The organism is Brevundimonas sp. (assembly GCF_035626975.1).
Classification (GTDB): domain Bacteria; phylum Pseudomonadota; class Alphaproteobacteria; order Caulobacterales; family Caulobacteraceae; genus Brevundimonas.
Window position 1 is genome coordinate 22,646 of sequence record NZ_DASPMQ010000039.1, and the last position, 17,592, is coordinate 40,237.

Genomic DNA, 17,592 nt, shown 5'->3' on the forward strand with positions numbered 1-17,592 from the left:
GCTCATCCCGGCGAAAGCCGGGACCCAGTCCTGTCCAGCTTGACGCCAGCGTTTCAGGCCAGCGGGCCCGAGATCACAGGCGCCGCCGCATCACCCAAAACACTGGGTCCCCGCTTTCGCCGGGATGAGCGGTTTTGTGAGTGTCTCCGCTTGAAACCGAGGTGATCGTGCCGACCTATCAGCGGTCATGACCCCCCTTTCCCGCCGCCATCTGCTGCTCACCGCCGGCGCGCTGGCCCTGTCGGCCTGTTCGTCGGACAGCGCCGACGCCTCCGAGGCGCAGTACGCCGGCTCGCCGTTCCGGCGGCTGACCGACGCCCAGTGGCGGGCGCGGCTGCCGGCGGCCAGCTACCGGACGCTGCGGCACGCGGCGACCGAGCGGCCGGGAAGCAGTCCGCTGAACGACGAGCACCGGCGCGGGACCTTCGTCTGCCGGGGCTGCGAGCTGCCCCTGTTCCGGTCGCAGTGGAAGTTCGACAGCGGCACCGGCTGGCCCAGCTTCTACGACGTGATCGCCGCCAATATCGGGACGAAGACCGACTTCGAGATCGGCATTCCGCGCACGGAGTATCACTGCGCCCGCTGCCTCGGGCACCAGGGGCATATTTTCGACGACGGGCCGCGGCCGACCGGAAAGCGCTACTGCAACAACGGCGTGGCGCTGAGCTTCAGGCCCGCCTGACGGCGGTGATTGCGGACTCGAGGGTGACGCCGAACCAGACGGCGGCGATGATCACCAGCAGGCCGTAGTCGTGGCCCGGCCAGAAGATCGGCACGGCGGCGGCGAGGATGACCCCCATCGGGAACAGGCCGGCCCAGGCCGCCGTGCCGGGGCTGTCGCGATGGATCATCGGCGGGCGGGCGGGGCGTTTCAGGCGGCGCTGCAGGATCGGATTCAGCAGCACGAAGCCGATCGAGCAGGCCCCCGCCAGGGCCAGATTGCGGGCCAGCTGGACCGTGGCGCCGTAGAAGCTGGTCGTCACCACCACGAGGATGAGCGCCAGCCCGGTCGACAGGGCCAGCAGCAGGTTGGGTTCGATCCGCTTCAAGACTTCACCTTCACATAGGAGCCGGGGGCCGGTTCTATCGCGGGAAGCGGGCCTTTTTTGGGGTCGCGGGCCGGGACCCAGTCGCCGGAGCGGGCGTGCAGCCAGTCGGCCCAGTGGTTCCACCAGCTGCCGGGATGCTCCTCGGCCCCGGCCTGCCACTCGGCGAGGGAGTCGGGGAGGGCGGGATTGATCCAGTGCTGGTATTTGTTGGCGGAAGGCGGATTGACCACGCCGGCGATGTGGCCCGAGCCGGCCAGGGTCAGGGTGACGGCGGCGTTGGAGAAGGCTTTCGCCGAGCGGTAGACCGAGGCCATCGGGGCGATGTGGTCCTCGCGGCTGGCCTGGAAGTAGAGCGGGATGCGGACCTTCGACAGGTCGGCGCGGACGCCGCCGATCTCGAACTCGCCCTTCGAGAGGGCGTTGCGGCCGTACATGGAGCGCAGGTAGTCGAGGTGCAGCTTCTTCGGCATGCGGGTCTGGTCGGCGTTCCAGAACAGCAGGTCGAAGGCCGGCGGGTCCTTGCCCATCAGATAGTTGCTGACGAAGAACGACCAGATCAGGTCGTTGGCGCGCAGGGCGTTGAAGGTCTCGGCCATGGCCGCGCCGGGCAGGACGCCGCCGGCCGCGTCCATCTGCTGCTCGATCTCATGGAGCCAGTGGTCGTCGGTGAACAGCAGCAGGTCGCCGGCCTCGGCGAAGTCGTGCTGGGCGGCGAAGAAGGTGTTGGCGGTGACGCGGTCGTCGCCACGGGCGGCCATGTGGGCGAGGGCCGCGCCCATCAGGGTGCCGCCGATGCAGTAGCCGACGGTGTTGATGTGGTCGGCCCGCGACTGCTCCAGCGCCTTTTCGACGGCGCGGTAGATGCCCTTCTCCAGATAGTCGTCGAAGCCGTAGTTCGCCTTGTCGACGTCGGGATTGACCCAGGAGCAGACGAAGACGGTGAAACCCTGGGCCGAGAGCCAGCGGATCATCGAGTTCCCGGGCTGGAGATCCAGGATGTAGAATTTGTTGATCCACGGCGGGAAGATCAGCAGCGGGACGGCGCGCTGCTTCTCCGTGGCCGGATCGTACTGGATCAGTTCGAACAGCTCGTCGCGCCAGACCGCCTGGCCGGGGGCGGTGGCGACGTTTTTGCCGACCTCGAAGCGGCCGTAGTCGGCCTGGCTGATCTTCAGCTTGCCGGCGCCGCGCTCCATGTCGGCGGCGAAATTCTGCATCCCCCTGACCAGCGATTCGCCGTTGGTCTCGGCCAGCGCCTTGAGGGCGGCCGGATTGGAGGCGAGGAAGTTGGAGGGGGAGAAGGCGTCGGTCAGCAGCTTGGTGAAGAACTCGGCCCGCCGTTTGGTGCGCGGGTCGATGTCCTCGACGCTGGAGACGAGGCCGTTCATCCAGTCGGCGGTGACCAGATAGGACTGGCGCATGACGTCGAACATCGGGTTCTCGGACCAGGCCGGGTCCTTGAAGCGCTTGTCCTTCGCGGAGGCCGCGGGCGTCTCGTCGCCGGCGGCGCGGCGGGTCGTGGAGGCCCACAGGTCCATGTAGCGGTTGAACAGGTCGGCCTGGGCGGCGAACAGCTTGTCGGGACGCGAGGCGAGGCCGGTCATCACCTGGGTCATGGCCGGGCCGACGTTGAACGGATCGGGCGACAGGGCGGCGGGGCGGTCGGCCTGGGCCAGGGCGGCCTCGGCGATGGCCGACTGGGCGGTCATCGCGGCGCGGGCGAGGTTGAGCGACAGGGTCTCGAGCATCTGGCGCTGGTCGGCGCCGGGCAGGGCGAAGTCCGGGGCGGCCTGGGGTTGCGGAGCGGAATCCGGCGCGGCCCGGGCGGCGGGCGCGGGCTCCACAGCGGCCGCCTTCGCCGCGCGAGGGCGGGGGGGCTTGGCCGAGGTGGGCCGGCCGGACTTGCGGACCGGGCGCGGGGCGCCGGTTTCAGAGGCCGGAGACGGGGTGGTCGGACGCTTGGCCATGCGCGGAGGCTCCGGGGAGGACGTCAGGATCGGTCGTAAGGGTCGCCGTCGCCCTTCCGCCCGGAGTGATCATGGCATATGACCGCCCCTGACATGAACGCGCCGATCCGGAAATTCGCAGCGGTCCTGACCGCCGCCGTCGCCACGGCCGGTCTGACGGCCTGCGTGGGGGCGTTCAATCCGGAGACGGACCCGACATCAGCGGTGGCGCCGCGGGTCCAGGCGCTGGTCGACGCCCACCGCGAATACCCCCGCTGGGCGGACTTCCCGAAGTCGCTTCAGCCCGAACCGGAGCCGGCGGTCCTAGCCGCGCGCGTCGGCGCCCTGAACGCGTCGCGCGGTTCGCTGGCGGACGAGGTCGCCCGGATCGAATGGACCCTGACGGAAGACCCGGCCGCCTTCGCGGCGGCGACACAGGCCCGGGTCGAGGCGGTGCAGGTCGCGCCGGTGACGCAGGAAACCGCCGCCGAGATCGAGGAATTCGCCCGGCGCACCCGCGAGCGGGGCCGCGCGCCGCCGCCGGTTCCGCGCCGCTAACCCATACTAACGGTCGCCGGGACGACAGAATCCCGGGATCATCGTCCTCAGGAGAACGCCCATGGCCGCCACGGCCCCCTATGCCTCCACGCTGGCCGCCGACGCCGCGCGGGTCACCGAACTGGCCGCCATCGCCAGCTACGCCCAGATCGGCCGCGGCGACGAGAAGCAGGCCGACCAGCTGGCCGTCGACGCCATGCGCACGGCGCTGAACGCGCTCGACATCGACGGCAAGATCGTCATCGGCGAGGGCGAGCGCGACGAGGCGCCGATGCTCTACATCGGTGAGAAGGTCGGCACCGGCAAAGGCCCGGCCATCGACATCGCCCTGGATCCGCTGGAAGGCACGACCCTGACCGCCAAGGCCATGGCCAACGCCCTGTGCGTGCTGTCGATGTCGGCCTCGGGCGGCATGCTGCACGCGCCCGACACCTATATGGACAAGATCGCCATCGGGCCGGGTTATGCGCCGGGCACCGTCGACCTCGACATGAAGCCGCAGGACAACGTCCGCTCGCTGGCCTCGGCCAAGGGGGTCGATCCGCGCGACATCACCGTCTGCGTCATGGACCGTCCGCGCCACGCCGAACTGATCGCGGCGCTGCGCGAGGTCGGGGCCAAGGTGCTGCTGATCACCGACGGCGACGTGGCCGGGGTGATTCATACGGCCGAGCCGGAGACCGGCATCGACCTGTACCTGGGTTCGGGCGGGGCGCCGGAGGGCGTGCTGGCCGCCTCGGCGCTGAAATGCGTCGGCGGCCATTTCCAGGGCCGGCTGATCTTCCGCAACGACGACGAGCGCGCCCGGGCCGAAAAGACCGGCGTGACCGACTTCGACCGCAAATACGACCTGCATGAACTGGTCTCCCGGGACGCCATCTTCGCGGCCACCGGCGTGACCAAGGGCGCCATGCTGGACGGAGTCCGGGTCGCCAACGGCTTCGTCTCGACCCATACGCTGGTGATGGATTCCTCGACCCGCACGATCCAGCGTATCCGCACGACACGGCCGCTCTGATGGCCGACGGGGGGGCGATTCCAGGATTCGGGCCTGCGTTCCTCGGCGTCTCCCGCTCGCTGTCCGGGCGCGCCTGGCGGCAGAGACCGGCCGAGGCGGGGCTGATCCGCGCCCATATGCAGGCGCTGAATCTCGAGGAGCCGCTGGCCCGGGCGCTGGCGGCGCGCGGGGTGGGCGCCGACCAGGGCGCGGACTTCCTGCAGCCGACGCTGAAGGCGCTGTTCCCCGACCCGTCCAGCTTCCTGGACATGGACGCCGCGGCCGAGGCGATCCTCGACGCGCTGCAGGCGCAGGCCTCGGTCCATGTGTTCGCCGACTACGACGTCGACGGGGCGTCGAGCGCGGCCCTGCTGGTGCGCTGGTTCCGGGCCATGGGCGCCGAGCTGCCGATCTATGTGCCCGACCGGGTCACCGAGGGATATGGACCCAGCCCGAAGGCCTTCGACACGCTGAAGGCCTCGGGCGCAGAGCTGGTCATCACCGTCGACTGCGGGGCGGCGGCCAATGAGGCGGTGGCCCACGCGGCGGCGATCGGGCTGAAGGTGGTGGTGATCGACCACCACATGATGCGCGAGCATCCGCCCCGGTGCATGGCCGTAGTGAATCCCAACCGGCCGGGCTGCAACTCGGGGCAGGGCAATCTGGCGGCGGCGGGCGTGGTGTTCGTGCTGCTGGCGGCGCTGAATCGCGAGGCCCGGCGGCGCGGGATGTTCGAGGGGCGGGAGCAGCCGGACATCCGCCAGTGGCTGGATCTGGCCGCCATGGGGGCGATCTGCGACGTCACCGGCCTGACCGGCTTCAACCGGGCCCTGACCAGCCTGGGGCTGCGGGTCATGTCGGACTGGGGCAATCCGGGCCTGCGGGCCCTGCTCGCGGCCGCGGGAAGCGAGCCGGGGCCGGCCAAATCGACTCACGCGGGCTTCATCCTCGGCCCGCGCATCAACGCCGGGGGGCGGATCGGCAAATCGGACCTCGGCGCGCGCCTGCTGTCGACCGATGACGCGGACGAGGCGCGCGAACTGGCGCAGGAACTGGACGCGCTGAACCTCGCCCGCCGCGAGGTCGAGAGACAGGTGACCGATCAGGCGACGCGGATGGTGGAAGCCAGCGGCGTCCACGCCGACGGCTCGGCCGTCGTGGTCATCGAGGGGGCGGACTGGCATCCCGGTGTGGTCGGCATCGTCGCGGGACGGCTGCGCGAGCGCTGGCGCAAGCCCGTGGTGGTCATCGGGGTTGATGCGGTGAACGGCGTCGGAAAGGGCTCGGGCCGTTCGCAGCCGGGCATGAATCTGGGCCGGGCGGTTCAGGCCGCCTGGGAGGCCGGCGTGCTGATGGCCGGGGGCGGGCACGCCATGGCGGCCGGGCTGACGGTCAGGGCCGAGGCGATCGGGCGGCTGCGCGACTTTCTCAACGAGCGGATGGCCGGCGAGCAGGCGGCGGCGGACGCGCTGGACGGGGTCGAGATCGACGCCCTGATCGAGCCCGGGGCGGCGTCGCGGGCGCTGTTCGAGCAGTTCGAGCAACTGGCGCCGTTCGGACCGGCCAATCCCGAGCCGCTGTTCGCGCTGGAACACGTCGCCGTGCGCGAGCCCGTGGCCATGAACGGCGGCCATGTGCGCTGCCGTCTGGTCGGGGCCGACGGGGCCTCGGTCAAGGCGATCGCCTGGCGCTGCGCCGACCTGCCGTCGGGCAAGGCGCTGCTGGCCGGGCAGGGCGGTCTGAGCGTCGCCGGACGGCTGAAGGCCGACGACTGGAACGGCCGGCGCGGCGTGCAGTTCGAGATCGAGGACGTCGCCGATCCGCGCATGGCGTAAACGTCGATCACCACGCGCATTTTCTACGGCAAAGCCGCTTGCACCCTGCGGAATCGGCGGCTATATCGCCGCTTCCCCGCGCCGCGGTCCCTTCGTCTATCGGTTAGGACGTCAGGTTTTCAACCTGAAAAGAGGGGTTCGACTCCCCTAGGGACTGCCACGCGGGGCCTTCCCACACATCGCCGGGCGCCGCCGCCTCCTGGACCCCGTCCCGGGGCCGCGACCGCCGTGGATCGTCGGTTTGGAGCACGATCCCACCCCGGCGAGGCCATTCTCGGGCTGTCACGCCCCGCTGTTGGAAGCGGTTACAGGCGACAGTTGAAAAAAATGTTCGCCTTCGGGATGAAAACTTGCGTTTTTGTCTTTTCCGAGCTTCGCCGAACCGTGTTAAACAAGGCGCGTCCGCACTGCGCGCGGACAGGGGGAAGGCTGTGTCCGACTACGAGGGCGTTGAGACGGTCGAGACGGTGCGGATCGCCGGCCGGGTGAAATGGTTCGATCCCGGCAAGGGATATGGCTTCATCGTGCCTGACGAGCCGACTCTGACCGACATGAAGGATGTGCTGCTGCACGTCTCCAGCCTGCGCGACAGCGGACGCGACACGGCCGCCGAAGGCGCGCCCATCACCTGTGACTGCGCCCGCCGGCCCAAGGGCTGGCAGGTGACCGAAGTGCACGATCTCGGCGAAGGCGATCCCGACGCAGCCCTCGCGCCGCGACGCGGGGGCTACGAGGCCATGCGCCGCGAGCCCCGGGGACTGACCGCCCCCGACGACGACGGCGACGGCGTGATGGAGCGGGCCGTGGTCAAATGGTTCAACCGCACCAAGGGCTACGGATTCGTCGTCCGCGACGGCCAGCCCGGCGACATCTTCGTCCACGTCGAGACGCTGCGGCGCTGCGGGCTGGACGACCTGCTGCCCGGCGAGACCGTGGCCGTGCGCTTCGCCGAGGGCCCGAAGGGCCTGGTGGTCGCGGAAATCCGCCCGGCCGGCTGACCGGCTTTCCGACGCCCCGGCGACAGACCGGGGCTTGCCGCGGGCGCGGATCGGCGCAATCTGCGGCGAAATGATCCTGAGGATGGAATGATGCTGGTTCGTCGTGGTTTTCTGGCCGGTCTCGCCGGTCTGGTCCTGCTGGCGGGATGCGCGGGCGCGGGCAAGGCGCCGAACGGCGAGCCGCTGGAGCCGCTGACGGTCACCACCTCGACCGGCGAGCACCGCTTCATGGTCGAGATCGCCGACGACGAGATGGAGCGCCAGCGCGGCCTGATGCATCGCGAGCCGCTGGCCGACGACCGCGGCATGCTGTTCCAGTTTCCGGACGTGGCCGAGCGCGGCTTCTGGATGCACAACACGCCCAGCTCGCTGGACATCATCTACATCGATCCGCACGGCCGCATCGTCTCGATCGCGAAGAACGCCCCGCCCAACTCGGATGCGATCATCCCGTCGAACGGTCCGGCCAGCGGCGTGCTGGAACTCCGCGCGGGCCGCGCCGACGAGATCGGGGCGAAGCCCGGCGACCGGGTCCGCCATCCCTTCTTCGCCGAATAGCCGCTGTTGCGCGTTGCGGCGGTGGGCGGCGCGTGGCAAACACCGCGCCTCTGGATCGGGGTGTAGCGCAGCCTGGTAGCGCATCTGCTTTGGGAGCAGAGGGTCGGAGGTTCGAATCCTCTCGCCCCGACCAGTCTCACGCAACCGTGACCGCGGGAACGTTGCGGGCGTGATTAACCTTCCACAGCCTTGGATGGAAGGAACAGCCAGATGCCCACCTTTGAAGGAACCAGCGGCCCCGATCTCATCAATGGATCGGCCGGAGACGACAACATCTACGGACGGGGCGGCGACGATGTCCTGAACGGGCTGGCCGGCAATGACCGGTTCTACTGGTACGAAACCCTGTCCAGCGATGACGGGCTGGATACGGTGAACGGCGGCGATGGCGTCGACACTGTGCGGCTGCAGTGGCTGACTTCGTTCACCAACCACACGGTAAGTCTGTCGGCGGTCGGAACGACGGCCGTCGTGGAACTGGGCAGCGGCGGCATCGGCGACCCGAGGTACGCGGTGAACTATTCGCAGAACGTCGAGAACCTCGACCTGATGTTCGGACCGCCCGGCGAGTTCACCTCGGTCGCCCTGTTCCTCGATGACATGACCGGCACGGCGATGACCGGCCGGATCACCATCGACGCGCGGGGCCTGGGCTCCCTCAACCTGATGACGGCCGAGACCCTCAACGCGCTGACGGTGTACGGCACTGCAACAGGCGACAATTTCACGGGCGGGGCCGGCAATGACCAGCTGTTCGGCTATGCCGGCAACGACGTCCTCGACGGCGGGCGCGACGGGGCCGACACCCTCATCGGCGGGCTGGGCGACGACACCTATGTCCTGACCGACTTCCGCGACTCTTTCGTCGAACTGCCCGGCCAGGGCGTCGATTCCCTGATCGTCGGCCTGCGCAGCTGGACGCTGGCGGCGCATCTCGAGAATCTGACCGTCGGCCTCTCGGGAAACAGCCAGGGCTTCAACGGCATCGGAAACGCCGCCGATAACCGGATTTCAGGCGGGGGCGGCGCCGACTATCTGATCGGTCTCGGCGGCGACGACCGCCTGAGCGGCAATTTCGGCCTGGCCAACACCCTGCAGGGCGGGGTCGGGAATGACACCTATGTCGTGGCCGTGGCCGGCGACACGATCATCGAATACGCCGGCGAGGGCACCGACACGGTCGAGACCTTCCTGACCAGCTATACGCTGAAGGCCCACCTCGAGAACCTGACCTTCGCCAGTAGTTCGGGCTCGGGGTACGGCAACGCCGTGGCCAACCGGATGCAGGGGGCGACCGGGGCCGACACCCTGTACGGGCTGGACGGCGACGACGTTCTGCTGGGCGGCGCGGGCAATGACCGGCTGGTCGGCGGCAATGGAGTCGACACCCTGACCGGCGGCCTCGGCGGCGACGAGATGACAGGCGGGGCCGGGGCCGACCTGTTCGTCTACAACAGCGGGTCGGAGGCGGCGGACCTGATCCATGACTTCACCCACGCCTCCGGCGACCGGATCGACGTGACCGCGATCATGGACGCCCTGGGGCCCCTCGGCGATGATCCGTTCGGCAACGGCGTTCTGAGCCTGCAGGCCACGACCTGGGGGTCGGGCGCGCTGCCCGCGGTCGACGTCATGTTCGATCCGGACGGCGCCGGACCGGCGGCGGCGCAACGGCTGCTGACGGTGCTGGGCAACGCCATCCAGCAGGACAGCTTCATCTTCTGACGCGGGTGGTCCGCGCCGGGCATCTTGATCGTCGGGCTGAAGGCTTCTAGAGCCGGACAGCCCGGCGACGGCCGGTCTGAAGAGGTCGCCCATGCTCGCCCGCATCTACCGCCCCGCCAGGAACGCCATGCAGTCCGGCAAGGCCAGGTCGAGAGACTGGCGGCTGGAATTCGAGCCGGCGTCGGCGCGCACGATCGATCCGCTGATGGGCTGGACCAGCTCGTCGGACATGAAAGGCCAGGTGCGGCTGGACTTCGATTCGAAGGAGGAGGCGATCGCCTACGCCGAGCGCCACGGCATCCCGTTCCGCCTGCAGGAGCCGCAGGAGCCGCCGATGATCATCAAGGCCTACGCCGACAACTTCGCCACCAACCGCAAGGTGTCCTGGACGCACTGAATTAGTGCGGCTACCGCGCTTCGCGCTACTTGAGGCGCAGGTCGATCGCTCGTACGCCGACCACGGGCGCCCATAGCTCAACCGGATAGAGCACCCGCCTTCTAAGCGGACGGTTGCAGGTTCGAGTCCTGCTGGGCGCGCCATTCCGCCGCCGCCGCGGCAACCCGCCGGCGAGCGGGACCGTTGAAGGCCGGTGAAGATCGCCACTTTCAACATCAACGGGATCAATACGCGGCTGGCCAACCTGCTGGCGTGGCTGGACGGGGCGAGGCCGGACGTGGTCTGCCTGCAGGAACTGAAGGCGACCGACGCGCAGTTTCCGGCGGCGGCGCTTCGGGCGCTGGGGTATCACGCCGCCTGGAAGGGCGAGCACCGCTGGAACGGGGTGGCGATCCTGGCGCGGGACGCCGAGCCCGTGGTGACGCGGCGCCGTCTGCCGGGGGAGCCGGGGGACGTTCAGAGCCGCTATCTGGAGGCGGCGGTGGGCGGGGTGCTGGTGGCGTCGCTGTACCTGCCCAACGGCAATCCGCAGCCGGGCCCGAGGTTCGACTACAAACTGGCGTGGATGGAACGGCTGAACGCGCATGCGGCGGAGCTGCTGGCCAGCGGCGTCCCCGTGGTGCTGGCGGGGGACTACAATGTCGTGCCGACCGAGGCCGACATCTACAACAGCCGCTCGTGGAAGAAGGACGCGCTGCTGCAGCCGGAGAGCCGGGCGGCGTTCGCGCGGCTGCTGGCGCAGGGCTGGACCGACGCGCTGCGCGAGCGGTATCCGGCCGATCCGCCGCCGTGGACCTTCTGGCAGTATTTCCGGCAGGCCTGGGAACGGGACGCGGGCCTCCGGATCGATCATCTGCTGCTTAGCCCGGCGGCCGCGGAGCGATTGACCGACGCCGGGGTCGACCGCGAGGTGCGGGGGCGCGAGCGGGCCAGCGACCACGCGCCGGTGTGGATCGAACTGGACTGAACCGGCGGCGACCCTGGTCGTTGGGTGGGGATGGCGCGAAAGCTGAAGGTGTTCTGCTATTCGGACGGCTTCCATTCGTGGACCGTGGCGGCGCCGTCGCGGGCGAAGGCGCTGGAGGCGTGGGGCGTCCGGCGGGACCTGTTCAAGGACGGCTCGGCCACGGAGATCGACGCCGGCCCGGACCGGGAGGCGGCGCTGGCGGCGCCCGGAGAGCTGATCGAGCGCGGGCTGTCAGTCGACATCGGCAAGGTCGAGCGGACAAAGGCTCCGAAGGCGAAGCCGAAGCCCGCGCCGGATGCGAAGGCGAAGGCGCGGGTGGAGGCGCTTGAGGCGGAACTGGCGGCGCTGGACGAGGCGCAGGCGCAGGAGCGCGCGGCGCTGGAAGCGGAGCAGGAAGCGCTGGACCGGCGGGCGGCGGCGCTGGCGAAACGGCAGGCGAGGGCGCGGGACGACGTGAAGGCGAAGCTGAAGGCGGCGCGGGCGAAGCTCAGCCGGTAGCGGCGGTCCAGGCGGCGAGGCCACGCTCGAGGTCGGCGATCAGGTCGGCGGGGTCCTCGAGGCCGACGTGGAGGCGGAGCAGTTCGCCGGCGAGCCCGTGCGGGGAGCGGCGGAAGGCGAGTTGCCCCGTCTCGTGGGTGATCAGACTCTCGAACCCGCCCCAGGAATAGCCGAGGCCGAACAGCTCCAGCGCCGACATCAGGGCGTGGGCGGCGGCCTCGGACCCGCCATGCATGACCACGCCGAAGATCGAGGCGGCGCCCGTGTAGTCGCGACGCCAGAGGTCGTGACCGGGCGCGCCGGGCAGGGCGGGGTGGAGGACCTGGGCCACCTCGGGCCGCGCCCGGAGCCATTCGGCCACCGTGAGGGCGGAGCGGGCCTGTTCGGCGTAGCGCAGCGGCAGGGTGCGCAGGCCGCGCAGGGCCAGCCAGGCGTCGTCGGACGAGACGCGCCAGCCGAGATCCTCGATCGTCCCGGCGATCTGGCGGCCGATGGCCGGATCGGTGACGGCGATCGAGCCCATCAGCAGGTCGGAGTGGCCGCCGACATATTTGGTCACCGCCTGGACGCTGACATCGACCCCATGCGCCAGCGGGCGGAAGGCCAGGCCGGCGGCCCAGGTGTTGTCGATAACGGTGAGCACGCCCCGGGCCCGACAGGCGGCGGCGAGGGCCGGGACGTCGACCAGTTCGAAGGTCAGGGAGGCCGGCGATTCGATCAGCAGCAGACGGGTCCGGTCGCTCATGGCCGCGAGGATTTCGTCCACGCCCGCGCCGGGGGCGTGGAAGGCGCTGGCGATCCCGCGCGCGCCCAGGTGCCGGTTGAGGAAGCGCCGGCTGGGACCGTAGAGGGCGTCGGTGGCCAGCACCGCGTCGCCGGGGCGAAGCAGGGCGGTCAGCGGCACGGTGACGGCGGCGAGGCCCGATGGAACCAGCCAGGCGTCGGCGGCGCCTTCCAGATCGGCGAGGGCGGTCCGCAGCTCGCGGGCGGCGGTCAGGTCCTCGATGCCGTAGACCGGACCGTCGGTCCCGTCGCGCATGGCCCCGGGGGAGTCGTTGAGCAGGGTCGAGGCGCGCTCGACCGGCGGGCTGACCGGGCGGCGGCCGGAACCGCGGCGGGTGGCGGAGGCGATCAGGCGGGTGCGGTCGGCGTGGTCGGGCATGGGGCCGGTCGAGGGTTGCGGTTCAGGCTCCAAAGGCCTCTAAAGCGGGCAGGGGCGCAAGGTCTGGAATAGCCCGGGCGAGGACCAGGATGCGGACAGAGGTGGTTCGGCGTGCAACGGGAGCGGGCGTGGCCCTGGTCCTCGGCCTGACCGCGGCGGCGTGCGGCGGCGGCGACCGGAAGAGCGAGACGGACGATGAGCCCGTCGTGACCGCGACCGAGGCGCCCGCGTTCGTCAGCCCGACCCTCGAGGCGATCAAGCGCCGGGGCCGGCTGAACTGCGGCGTGCACGAGGGGCTGGTCGGCTTCGCCTACACCGACAATCGGGGCGAATGGCGGGGTTTCGACGCCGACTTTTGCCGGGCGCTGGCGGCGGCGGTGCTGGGAAATCCCGACGCCGTGCGCTTCGTGCCCCTGACCTCGAGCCAGCGTTTCGACGCGCTGCGGGGCGGCCGCGTCGACGTGCTGTGGCGGGCCACCTCGTGGACCCTGTCGCGGGAGGTGTCCGAAGGCATCCGCTTCGCCGGCGTCAACTACTATGACGGTCAGGGCTTCCTGGTCCGCCGCTCGCTCGATCTGGCCAGCGCCGCCGAGTTGAACGGCGCGCGGGTCTGCGTGCAGCGCGAGACGACGTCGGAACTGAACGCCTCGGACTTCTTCCGGGCCCGGGGGATCGAATACCGGCCGGTCGTGGCCGCGAACGGAGAGGCGGCCCGAAACGCCTATGCGCGGGAAGACTGCGACGCGTTCAGCGCCGACATATCGGCTCTGGCGGCGGCGCGGACCCTGCTGTCGAACCCCGAGCAGCACGTCATCCTGCCGGACGTCATCTCCAAGGAGCCGCTCGGGCCGGCGGTGAAACGCGGCGACGAATCCTGGACCTCGATCGTGCGCTGGACCCTGAACGCCCTGATCCTGGCGGAGGAGCTGGGCGTCACCGCCGCCAACGCCGGGCAAATGGCCGAAGATTCGCGCGATCCGCGGATTCGCCGGCTACTGGGCGTCGAGGGCGAGCTCGGATCGACCATGGGCCTGTCGAGAGATTGGGCGAGGAACGCGATAGAAGCTACGGGCAACTATGGTGAAATCTTCAATCGAAATATCGGGCCGGATTCATCTCTCGACCTGACGCGAGGCCTTAACGCACAATGGAACGCTCGGCCGGGCGGCCTGATCTACGCCCTGCCGATCCGATAACGACATCGGCCGAGGGCCGGGGGGAAGCATGGAAACGACGAAACGCGGCGGGGTCCCGCTCTATCTGTGGATGCTGCTGGGCTTTGTGGTGGGTCTGGGCGGCGGACTGTACGTCAACCTGACCGGCCAGGTGGTCATGCCCTGGGCCATGGATCTGATCCAGGCCGTGGGCCAGATTTTCCTGCGCCTGCTGTTCATGCTGGTCCTGCCGCTGCTGTTCGCGGCGCTGGCGGTCGGCGTCGCCGAGATGGGCGACCTGAAGTCGCTGGGACGCGTCGGCCTGAAGACCCTGCTGTTCACGATTCTGGTGTCCGCCATCGCCGTCGGCATCGGCCTGGGCATGGTGAACCTGTTCCAGCCGGGCGCGGGCGTCGACAAGGACCTGGCGGCCCAGCTGCTGGCCCAAGGCGCCGACGGCGCTTCGGCCATCGTCGGCAACGCGCCCAAGACCATCGAGGCGGGCGAGTTCTTCCTCGGCATGATTCCGTCGAACGTGTTCGCCGCCGCGGCCGAGAACCAGATCCTGCCGGTGATGGTGTTCGCCCTGATCTTCGGCATCGGCATGGTCATGGCCAGGAGCCAGGCCACCGACCGGCTGCAGGAGACGCTGCAGGGCCTGCTGGAGGTGATGATGAAGCTCATCAACCTCGTCATCAAACTGGCCCCCATCGCCATCGCCTCCCTGATGTTCAGCCTCGCGGCCGTGTTCGGCTGGGATCTGCTGATCCGCCTCGGGGCCTATGCCGCCGTGGCCGTCGGCGCGATGGCCATCCACATGTTCGTCGTCTACCCGCTGCTCGTCTGGGTGTTCGGCGGGATGAACCCGCTGACCTTCGCCAAGGGCGTGCGCGAGCCGTTCGTGGTGGCCTTCTCGACGGCCTCGTCCAACGCCACCCTGCCGATCGCCATCAAGGCGGCCGAGGAGAAGCTGAAGCTGCCGCGGCGCATCTCGCGCTTCGTGCTGACCGTGGGCGCCACCGCCAACCAGAACGGCACGGCCCTGTTCGAGGGCGTCACGGTGCTGTTCCTGGCCCAGTTCTTCGGCGTCGAACTGGGCATCGGCCAGCAACTGGTCGTCATGCTGGTCTGCATCCTCGGCGGCATCGGCACGGCGGGCGTGCCGGCCGGATCGCTGCCGGTCATCGCCCTGATCCTGACCATGGTCGGGGTCCCGGCCGAGGGCATCGGCCTGATCCTCGGCGTCGACCGCTTCCTCGACATGTGCCGGACCACGCTGAACGTCACCGGCGACCTGGTGGCGGCGACCGTGGTCTCGCGCGGCGAGAGCGACGAGATCGTGCCGCCCGGACTGGTGGAGCCGGTGGCGCCGCCGGCCTGAGTTCTTGTCCGCTCGCCCCGGCGAACGCGGGGGTCCAGTTCACGAGAGCCGGGCGACCGGACGTGCGCACCGCGCCTCTTGACGAATGATGGCGTTTTCCATCTGGGTCCCGGCATTCGCCGGGATGAGCGGTCTGATGATCAGGCGGCGACGACCGGCGTATCCGCCCGTCCGCCCCATTCGGCCCAGCTGCCGTCGTAGAGGCGGGAAGGGCGGCCGAGGGCGGCGAGGCCGAGACTGAGGATGGCGGCGGTGACGCCGGAGCCGCAGCTGGTGATCACGGGCCGGTCCGGATCGACGCCCGCCGAGCGGAAGACGGCGTCCAGCTCGTCCGGGGACTTCATCGTGCCGTCGGCGTTCAGGATGCGCGGGAAGGGCAGGTTCAGCGCGCCCGGCATATGGCCCGAACGGAGGCCGGGGCGGGGCTCGGGCGCGCGGCCGTGGAACCGGTCAGAGGCGCGGGCATCGAGCACCTGGACCTCGTCCGCCGGCGCGGCGCGAACGGCTTCGAGGTCCGCGAGGCGCTCCGCGTTCAGGCGGGCGGCGAAGACCGCCGGGACCGCTGGAGCCGGCGGGCCGGAGTCGACGGGGCGGCCCTCGGCCCGCCATTTCGGCAGGCCGCCGTCGAGCACCTGAACCCGTGGCGCCCCCATGGCGTGGAACATCCACCAGGCCCGGGCAGACGAGCGGATGCCGACGGTGTCGTAGACGACGATGTGGTCGGTTTCGGAGAGACCCAGCCCGCCCATGCGGGCCCCGAACGCCCCGGGCGACGGCAGCATGTGCGGCAGGTCGCTGTCGGGGTCGGACGACGCCTCGAGATCGAAGAAGACCGCGCCGGGCAGGCGGGCCGCCTCGAAGTCCGGACGGCCGTCGCGCCCGTCCAGATGCCAGCTGGCGTCGACGAGGCGGAGATCCGGCTCGCCCAGGCGGGCGGCCAGATCGGCGGTGGAGATCAGCGGCGGGAGATCGGGCATGCCCCAGTCTAGCCCTAGCTCAGGCGCGCGAAAGCCCGAGCTGGATCACATTGGTCCGGGCGGTGCGGAAGCCGGCCTCGCAATAGGCGAGGTAGAAGCGCCACAGCCGGCGGAACCGCTCGTCGAAGCCGCTGAGGCGGCGGATGTCGTCCCAGGCGGCCTGAAAGCGCTCGTCCCACAGCCTCAGCGTCTCGGCGTAGTCCTGGCCGAACCGGTCGACGGCCCGCCAGTCGAGGCCGGCGCCGGCGACGACGGGCTTCAGGGCGGATTCGGACGGCAGCATGCCGCCGGGGAAGATGTATTTCTGGATGAAATCCGTGCGCTTGCGGTACCGGGCGAAGACGGCGTCGTCGATGGTGATGATCTGCAGGCCGGCGCGGCCGCCGGGCGTGAGCACGTCGCGGATCTTGCCGAAATAGGCGGGCCAGTACTCCTCGCCGACCGCCTCGAACATCTCGATCGAGGCGACACGGTCGAAACGGCCCTGGACGTCGCGATAGTCGATCAGCTGAATGTCGGCCCGCTCGGACAGGCCGGCGTTGAACATCCTCTGGCGGGCGAAATCGTACTGTTCGCGCGAGATGGTGATGCCCGTGACCCGGGCGCCCACCTCCCTGGCCGCGAACTCGGCGAACCCGCCCCAGCCGCAACCGATCTCGAGCACGGACTGGCCGGACTGGAGATCCATGGAGCGGGCGAGGGCGGCGTATTTCTCGCGCTGGGCGGCCTCGAGCGGCATGCCGGAGCGGGCGAACCGCGCCGACGAATAGGTCATCGTCGGGTCCAGCCAGGCGGCGTAGAAGGCGTTGCCGATGTCGTAGTGGGCGTGGATGTTCTTGCGCGAGCCCGAGCGGCTGTTGCGGTTCATGCGGTGCGACAGCCAGTGCACGGCCTTCATCACCGGGTTGCCACCGGTCAGGCGGCGAATCTGGTCCTGGTTGGCGGCCAGCGCCTCGAGCAGGGCGGCCAGGTGCGGCGTCTCCCACTCGCCGGCCATATAGCCCTCGGCGAAGCCGATATCGCCGGAGGCGAGCACCCGGCCGGCGAACCGGTAGTCGCGGATGTCGAGGGTGGCGGACGGCCCGGCCTCGCTTCCCTCCAGCAAATGGCTGGTCCCTCCGGGCAGAAGCACCGTCAGGCGGCCGAAGGTCCAGTTGGAGGCCAGCAGACGCAACAGCAGGCCGAACCCGCGTGGCGTGCGGGCGGCGGCTTCGGAGCGATCGGCGGTGACCGACGTCATGCGGTGAAGGTTGGGTTGGATGGGCCGGATCGTCAATCCCCCGTGCGCGGCCCCGCGTCGCGCCCGGCGCGGTGGCCTTGCGACCGGCCTCCGTGTAGCTTGCCAAGCCGAAGGTCCGACGCCACCTGATCGCCTTACAGGCGCCGCAAG

Annotated in this window: 17 protein-coding genes and 3 tRNA genes; 15 read left to right on the forward strand and 5 right to left on the reverse strand. The window is 70.1% G+C overall.

All coding sequences use genetic code 11. The annotated features are described in order from the left end of the window. Window positions 1-187: 187 nt before the first annotated feature. Complete coding sequence (gene msrB, locus VEB62_RS10245; protein ID WP_324798917.1) at window positions 188-682, forward strand: peptide-methionine (R)-S-oxide reductase MsrB; 495 nt, start codon at window positions 188-190, stop codon at window positions 680-682. Here msrB and VEB62_RS10250 read toward each other — a convergent pair. Together VEB62_RS10250 and phaC are read right to left on the reverse strand one after the other, a co-directional pair. Beyond that, window positions 669-1,049, reverse strand: coding sequence for a hypothetical protein (locus tag VEB62_RS10250; protein ID WP_324798919.1), 381 nt, complete (start codon window positions 1,047-1,049; stop codon window positions 669-671). The genes msrB and VEB62_RS10250 overlap by 14 nt on opposite strands. Next, the gene (gene phaC / locus VEB62_RS10255) at window positions 1,046-3,016 is read right to left on the reverse strand and encodes a class I poly(R)-hydroxyalkanoic acid synthase (RefSeq protein ID WP_324798922.1); all 1,971 of its coding nucleotides are present in this window, start codon (window positions 3,014-3,016) and stop codon (window positions 1,046-1,048) included. The genes VEB62_RS10250 and phaC overlap by 4 nt, the downstream gene beginning before the upstream one ends. 78 nt (window positions 3,017-3,094) lie before the next feature. Between phaC and VEB62_RS10260 the strand changes: the two genes are divergently transcribed. The 12 genes from VEB62_RS10260 to VEB62_RS10315 all read left to right on the forward strand — a co-directional run bounded on the left by VEB62_RS10260 (window position 3,095) and on the right by VEB62_RS10315 (window position 11,528). Next, a complete protein-coding gene (locus tag VEB62_RS10260; RefSeq protein ID WP_324798924.1) occupies window positions 3,095-3,553 on the forward strand; it encodes a hypothetical protein in 459 nt (152 codons plus the stop codon). Window positions 3,554-3,614: 61 nt separating this feature from the next. Further along, window positions 3,615-4,571, forward strand: coding sequence for a class II fructose-bisphosphatase (gene glpX, locus VEB62_RS10265; protein WP_324798927.1), 957 nt, complete (start codon window positions 3,615-3,617; stop codon window positions 4,569-4,571). Beyond that, on the forward strand, window positions 4,571-6,385 hold the full coding sequence (recJ, locus tag VEB62_RS10270) for a single-stranded-DNA-specific exonuclease RecJ (RefSeq protein WP_324798930.1): 1,815 nt from the start codon (window positions 4,571-4,573) through the stop codon (window positions 6,383-6,385). Before glpX ends, recJ begins: the two co-directional genes overlap by 1 nt. An 85-nt stretch (window positions 6,386-6,470) precedes the next feature. Next, window positions 6,471-6,545: transfer RNA gene (locus VEB62_RS10275), tRNA-Glu, on the forward strand. Window positions 6,546-6,816: 271 nt separating this feature from the next. Beyond that, window positions 6,817-7,383 carry a cold-shock protein gene (locus VEB62_RS10280; protein ID WP_324798932.1) on the forward strand — a complete coding sequence of 189 codons (567 nt, stop codon included), beginning with the start codon at window positions 6,817-6,819 and terminating at the stop codon, window positions 7,381-7,383. Window positions 7,384-7,473: 90 nt separating this feature from the next. Then, on the forward strand, window positions 7,474-7,941 hold the full coding sequence (locus VEB62_RS10285; protein ID WP_324798935.1) for a DUF192 domain-containing protein: 468 nt from the start codon (window positions 7,474-7,476) through the stop codon (window positions 7,939-7,941). A gap of 56 nt (window positions 7,942-7,997) precedes the next feature. Further along, a tRNA-Pro gene (locus tag VEB62_RS10290) sits at window positions 7,998-8,074 on the forward strand. A gap of 77 nt (window positions 8,075-8,151) precedes the next feature. Further along, on the forward strand, window positions 8,152-9,666 hold the full coding sequence (locus VEB62_RS10295) for a calcium-binding protein (RefSeq protein WP_324798937.1): 1,515 nt from the start codon (window positions 8,152-8,154) through the stop codon (window positions 9,664-9,666). 91 nt (window positions 9,667-9,757) lie between these two features. Further along, the gene (locus VEB62_RS10300) at window positions 9,758-10,063 is read left to right on the forward strand and encodes an ETC complex I subunit (RefSeq protein WP_324798939.1); all 306 of its coding nucleotides are present in this window, start codon (window positions 9,758-9,760) and stop codon (window positions 10,061-10,063) included. A 66-nt stretch (window positions 10,064-10,129) separates the two neighbouring features. After that, window positions 10,130-10,206: transfer RNA gene (locus VEB62_RS10305), tRNA-Arg, on the forward strand. Window positions 10,207-10,256: 50 nt separating this feature from the next. Further along, the gene (locus VEB62_RS10310) at window positions 10,257-11,030 is read left to right on the forward strand and encodes an exodeoxyribonuclease III (RefSeq protein ID WP_324798942.1); all 774 of its coding nucleotides are present in this window, start codon (window positions 10,257-10,259) and stop codon (window positions 11,028-11,030) included. Between the two features lie 30 nt (window positions 11,031-11,060). Continuing rightward, window positions 11,061-11,528, forward strand: a complete 468-nt coding sequence (locus VEB62_RS10315) for a hypothetical protein (RefSeq protein ID WP_324798945.1) — start codon at window positions 11,061-11,063, stop codon at window positions 11,526-11,528. On the opposite strand, the gene metC is transcribed toward VEB62_RS10315, so the two are convergent. After that, window positions 11,518-12,690: a cystathionine beta-lyase gene (metC, locus tag VEB62_RS10320; protein WP_324798947.1), complete on the reverse strand. Its 1,173-nt coding sequence runs from the start codon at window positions 12,688-12,690 to the stop codon at window positions 11,518-11,520. The genes VEB62_RS10315 and metC overlap by 11 nt on opposite strands. 128 nt (window positions 12,691-12,818) lie before the next feature. On the opposite strand from metC, the gene VEB62_RS10325 reads away from it, so the two are divergent. Both VEB62_RS10325 and VEB62_RS10330 read left to right on the forward strand, forming a co-directional pair. After that, window positions 12,819-13,886, forward strand: a complete 1,068-nt coding sequence (locus VEB62_RS10325; RefSeq protein ID WP_324798950.1) for an amino acid ABC transporter substrate-binding protein — start codon at window positions 12,819-12,821, stop codon at window positions 13,884-13,886. Between the two features lie 28 nt (window positions 13,887-13,914). Further along, window positions 13,915-15,225 (forward strand): dicarboxylate/amino acid:cation symporter, encoded by a 1,311-nt coding sequence (locus VEB62_RS10330; RefSeq protein WP_324798953.1) that lies wholly within the window; start codon window positions 13,915-13,917, stop codon window positions 15,223-15,225. Window positions 15,226-15,365: 140 nt separating this feature from the next. On the opposite strand, the gene sseA is transcribed toward VEB62_RS10330, so the two are convergent. Continuing rightward, on the reverse strand, window positions 15,366-16,202 hold the full coding sequence (gene sseA, locus VEB62_RS10335) for a 3-mercaptopyruvate sulfurtransferase (RefSeq protein ID WP_324798955.1): 837 nt from the start codon (window positions 16,200-16,202) through the stop codon (window positions 15,366-15,368). Between the two features lie 19 nt (window positions 16,203-16,221). Then, entirely contained in the window at window positions 16,222-17,442 is a 1,221-nt protein-coding gene (locus VEB62_RS10340; protein ID WP_324798958.1) for a class I SAM-dependent methyltransferase, read from the reverse strand. Between the last annotated feature and the right edge of the window lie 150 nt (window positions 17,443-17,592).

Excerpts from the sequence above, each read along its gene's own strand:
- VEB62_RS10340 (WP_324798958.1), bottom strand. The coding sequence starts at position 17,442 with ATGACGTCGGTCACCGCCGATCGCTCCGAAGCCGCCGCCCGCACGCCA.
- VEB62_RS10330 (WP_324798953.1), top strand. The coding sequence starts at position 13,915 with ATGGAAACGACGAAACGCGGCGGGGTCCCGCTCTATCTGTGGATGCTG.
- metC (WP_324798947.1), bottom strand. The coding sequence starts at position 12,690 with ATGCCCGACCACGCCGACCGCACCCGCCTGATCGCCTCCGCCACCCGC.
- VEB62_RS10315 (WP_324798945.1), top strand. The coding sequence starts at position 11,061 with ATGGCGCGAAAGCTGAAGGTGTTCTGCTATTCGGACGGCTTCCATTCG.
- recJ (WP_324798930.1), top strand. The coding sequence starts at position 4,571 with ATGGCCGACGGGGGGGCGATTCCAGGATTCGGGCCTGCGTTCCTCGGC.
- VEB62_RS10300 (WP_324798939.1), top strand. The coding sequence starts at position 9,758 with ATGCTCGCCCGCATCTACCGCCCCGCCAGGAACGCCATGCAGTCCGGC.
- VEB62_RS10260 (WP_324798924.1), top strand. The coding sequence starts at position 3,095 with ATGACCGCCCCTGACATGAACGCGCCGATCCGGAAATTCGCAGCGGTC.
- VEB62_RS10285 (WP_324798935.1), top strand. The coding sequence starts at position 7,474 with ATGCTGGTTCGTCGTGGTTTTCTGGCCGGTCTCGCCGGTCTGGTCCTG.
- glpX (WP_324798927.1), top strand. The coding sequence starts at position 3,615 with ATGGCCGCCACGGCCCCCTATGCCTCCACGCTGGCCGCCGACGCCGCG.
- sseA (WP_324798955.1), bottom strand. The coding sequence starts at position 16,202 with ATGCCCGATCTCCCGCCGCTGATCTCCACCGCCGATCTGGCCGCCCGC.
- phaC (WP_324798922.1), bottom strand. The coding sequence starts at position 3,016 with ATGGCCAAGCGTCCGACCACCCCGTCTCCGGCCTCTGAAACCGGCGCC.
- msrB (WP_324798917.1), top strand. The coding sequence starts at position 188 with ATGACCCCCCTTTCCCGCCGCCATCTGCTGCTCACCGCCGGCGCGCTG.
- VEB62_RS10295 (WP_324798937.1), top strand. The coding sequence starts at position 8,152 with ATGCCCACCTTTGAAGGAACCAGCGGCCCCGATCTCATCAATGGATCG.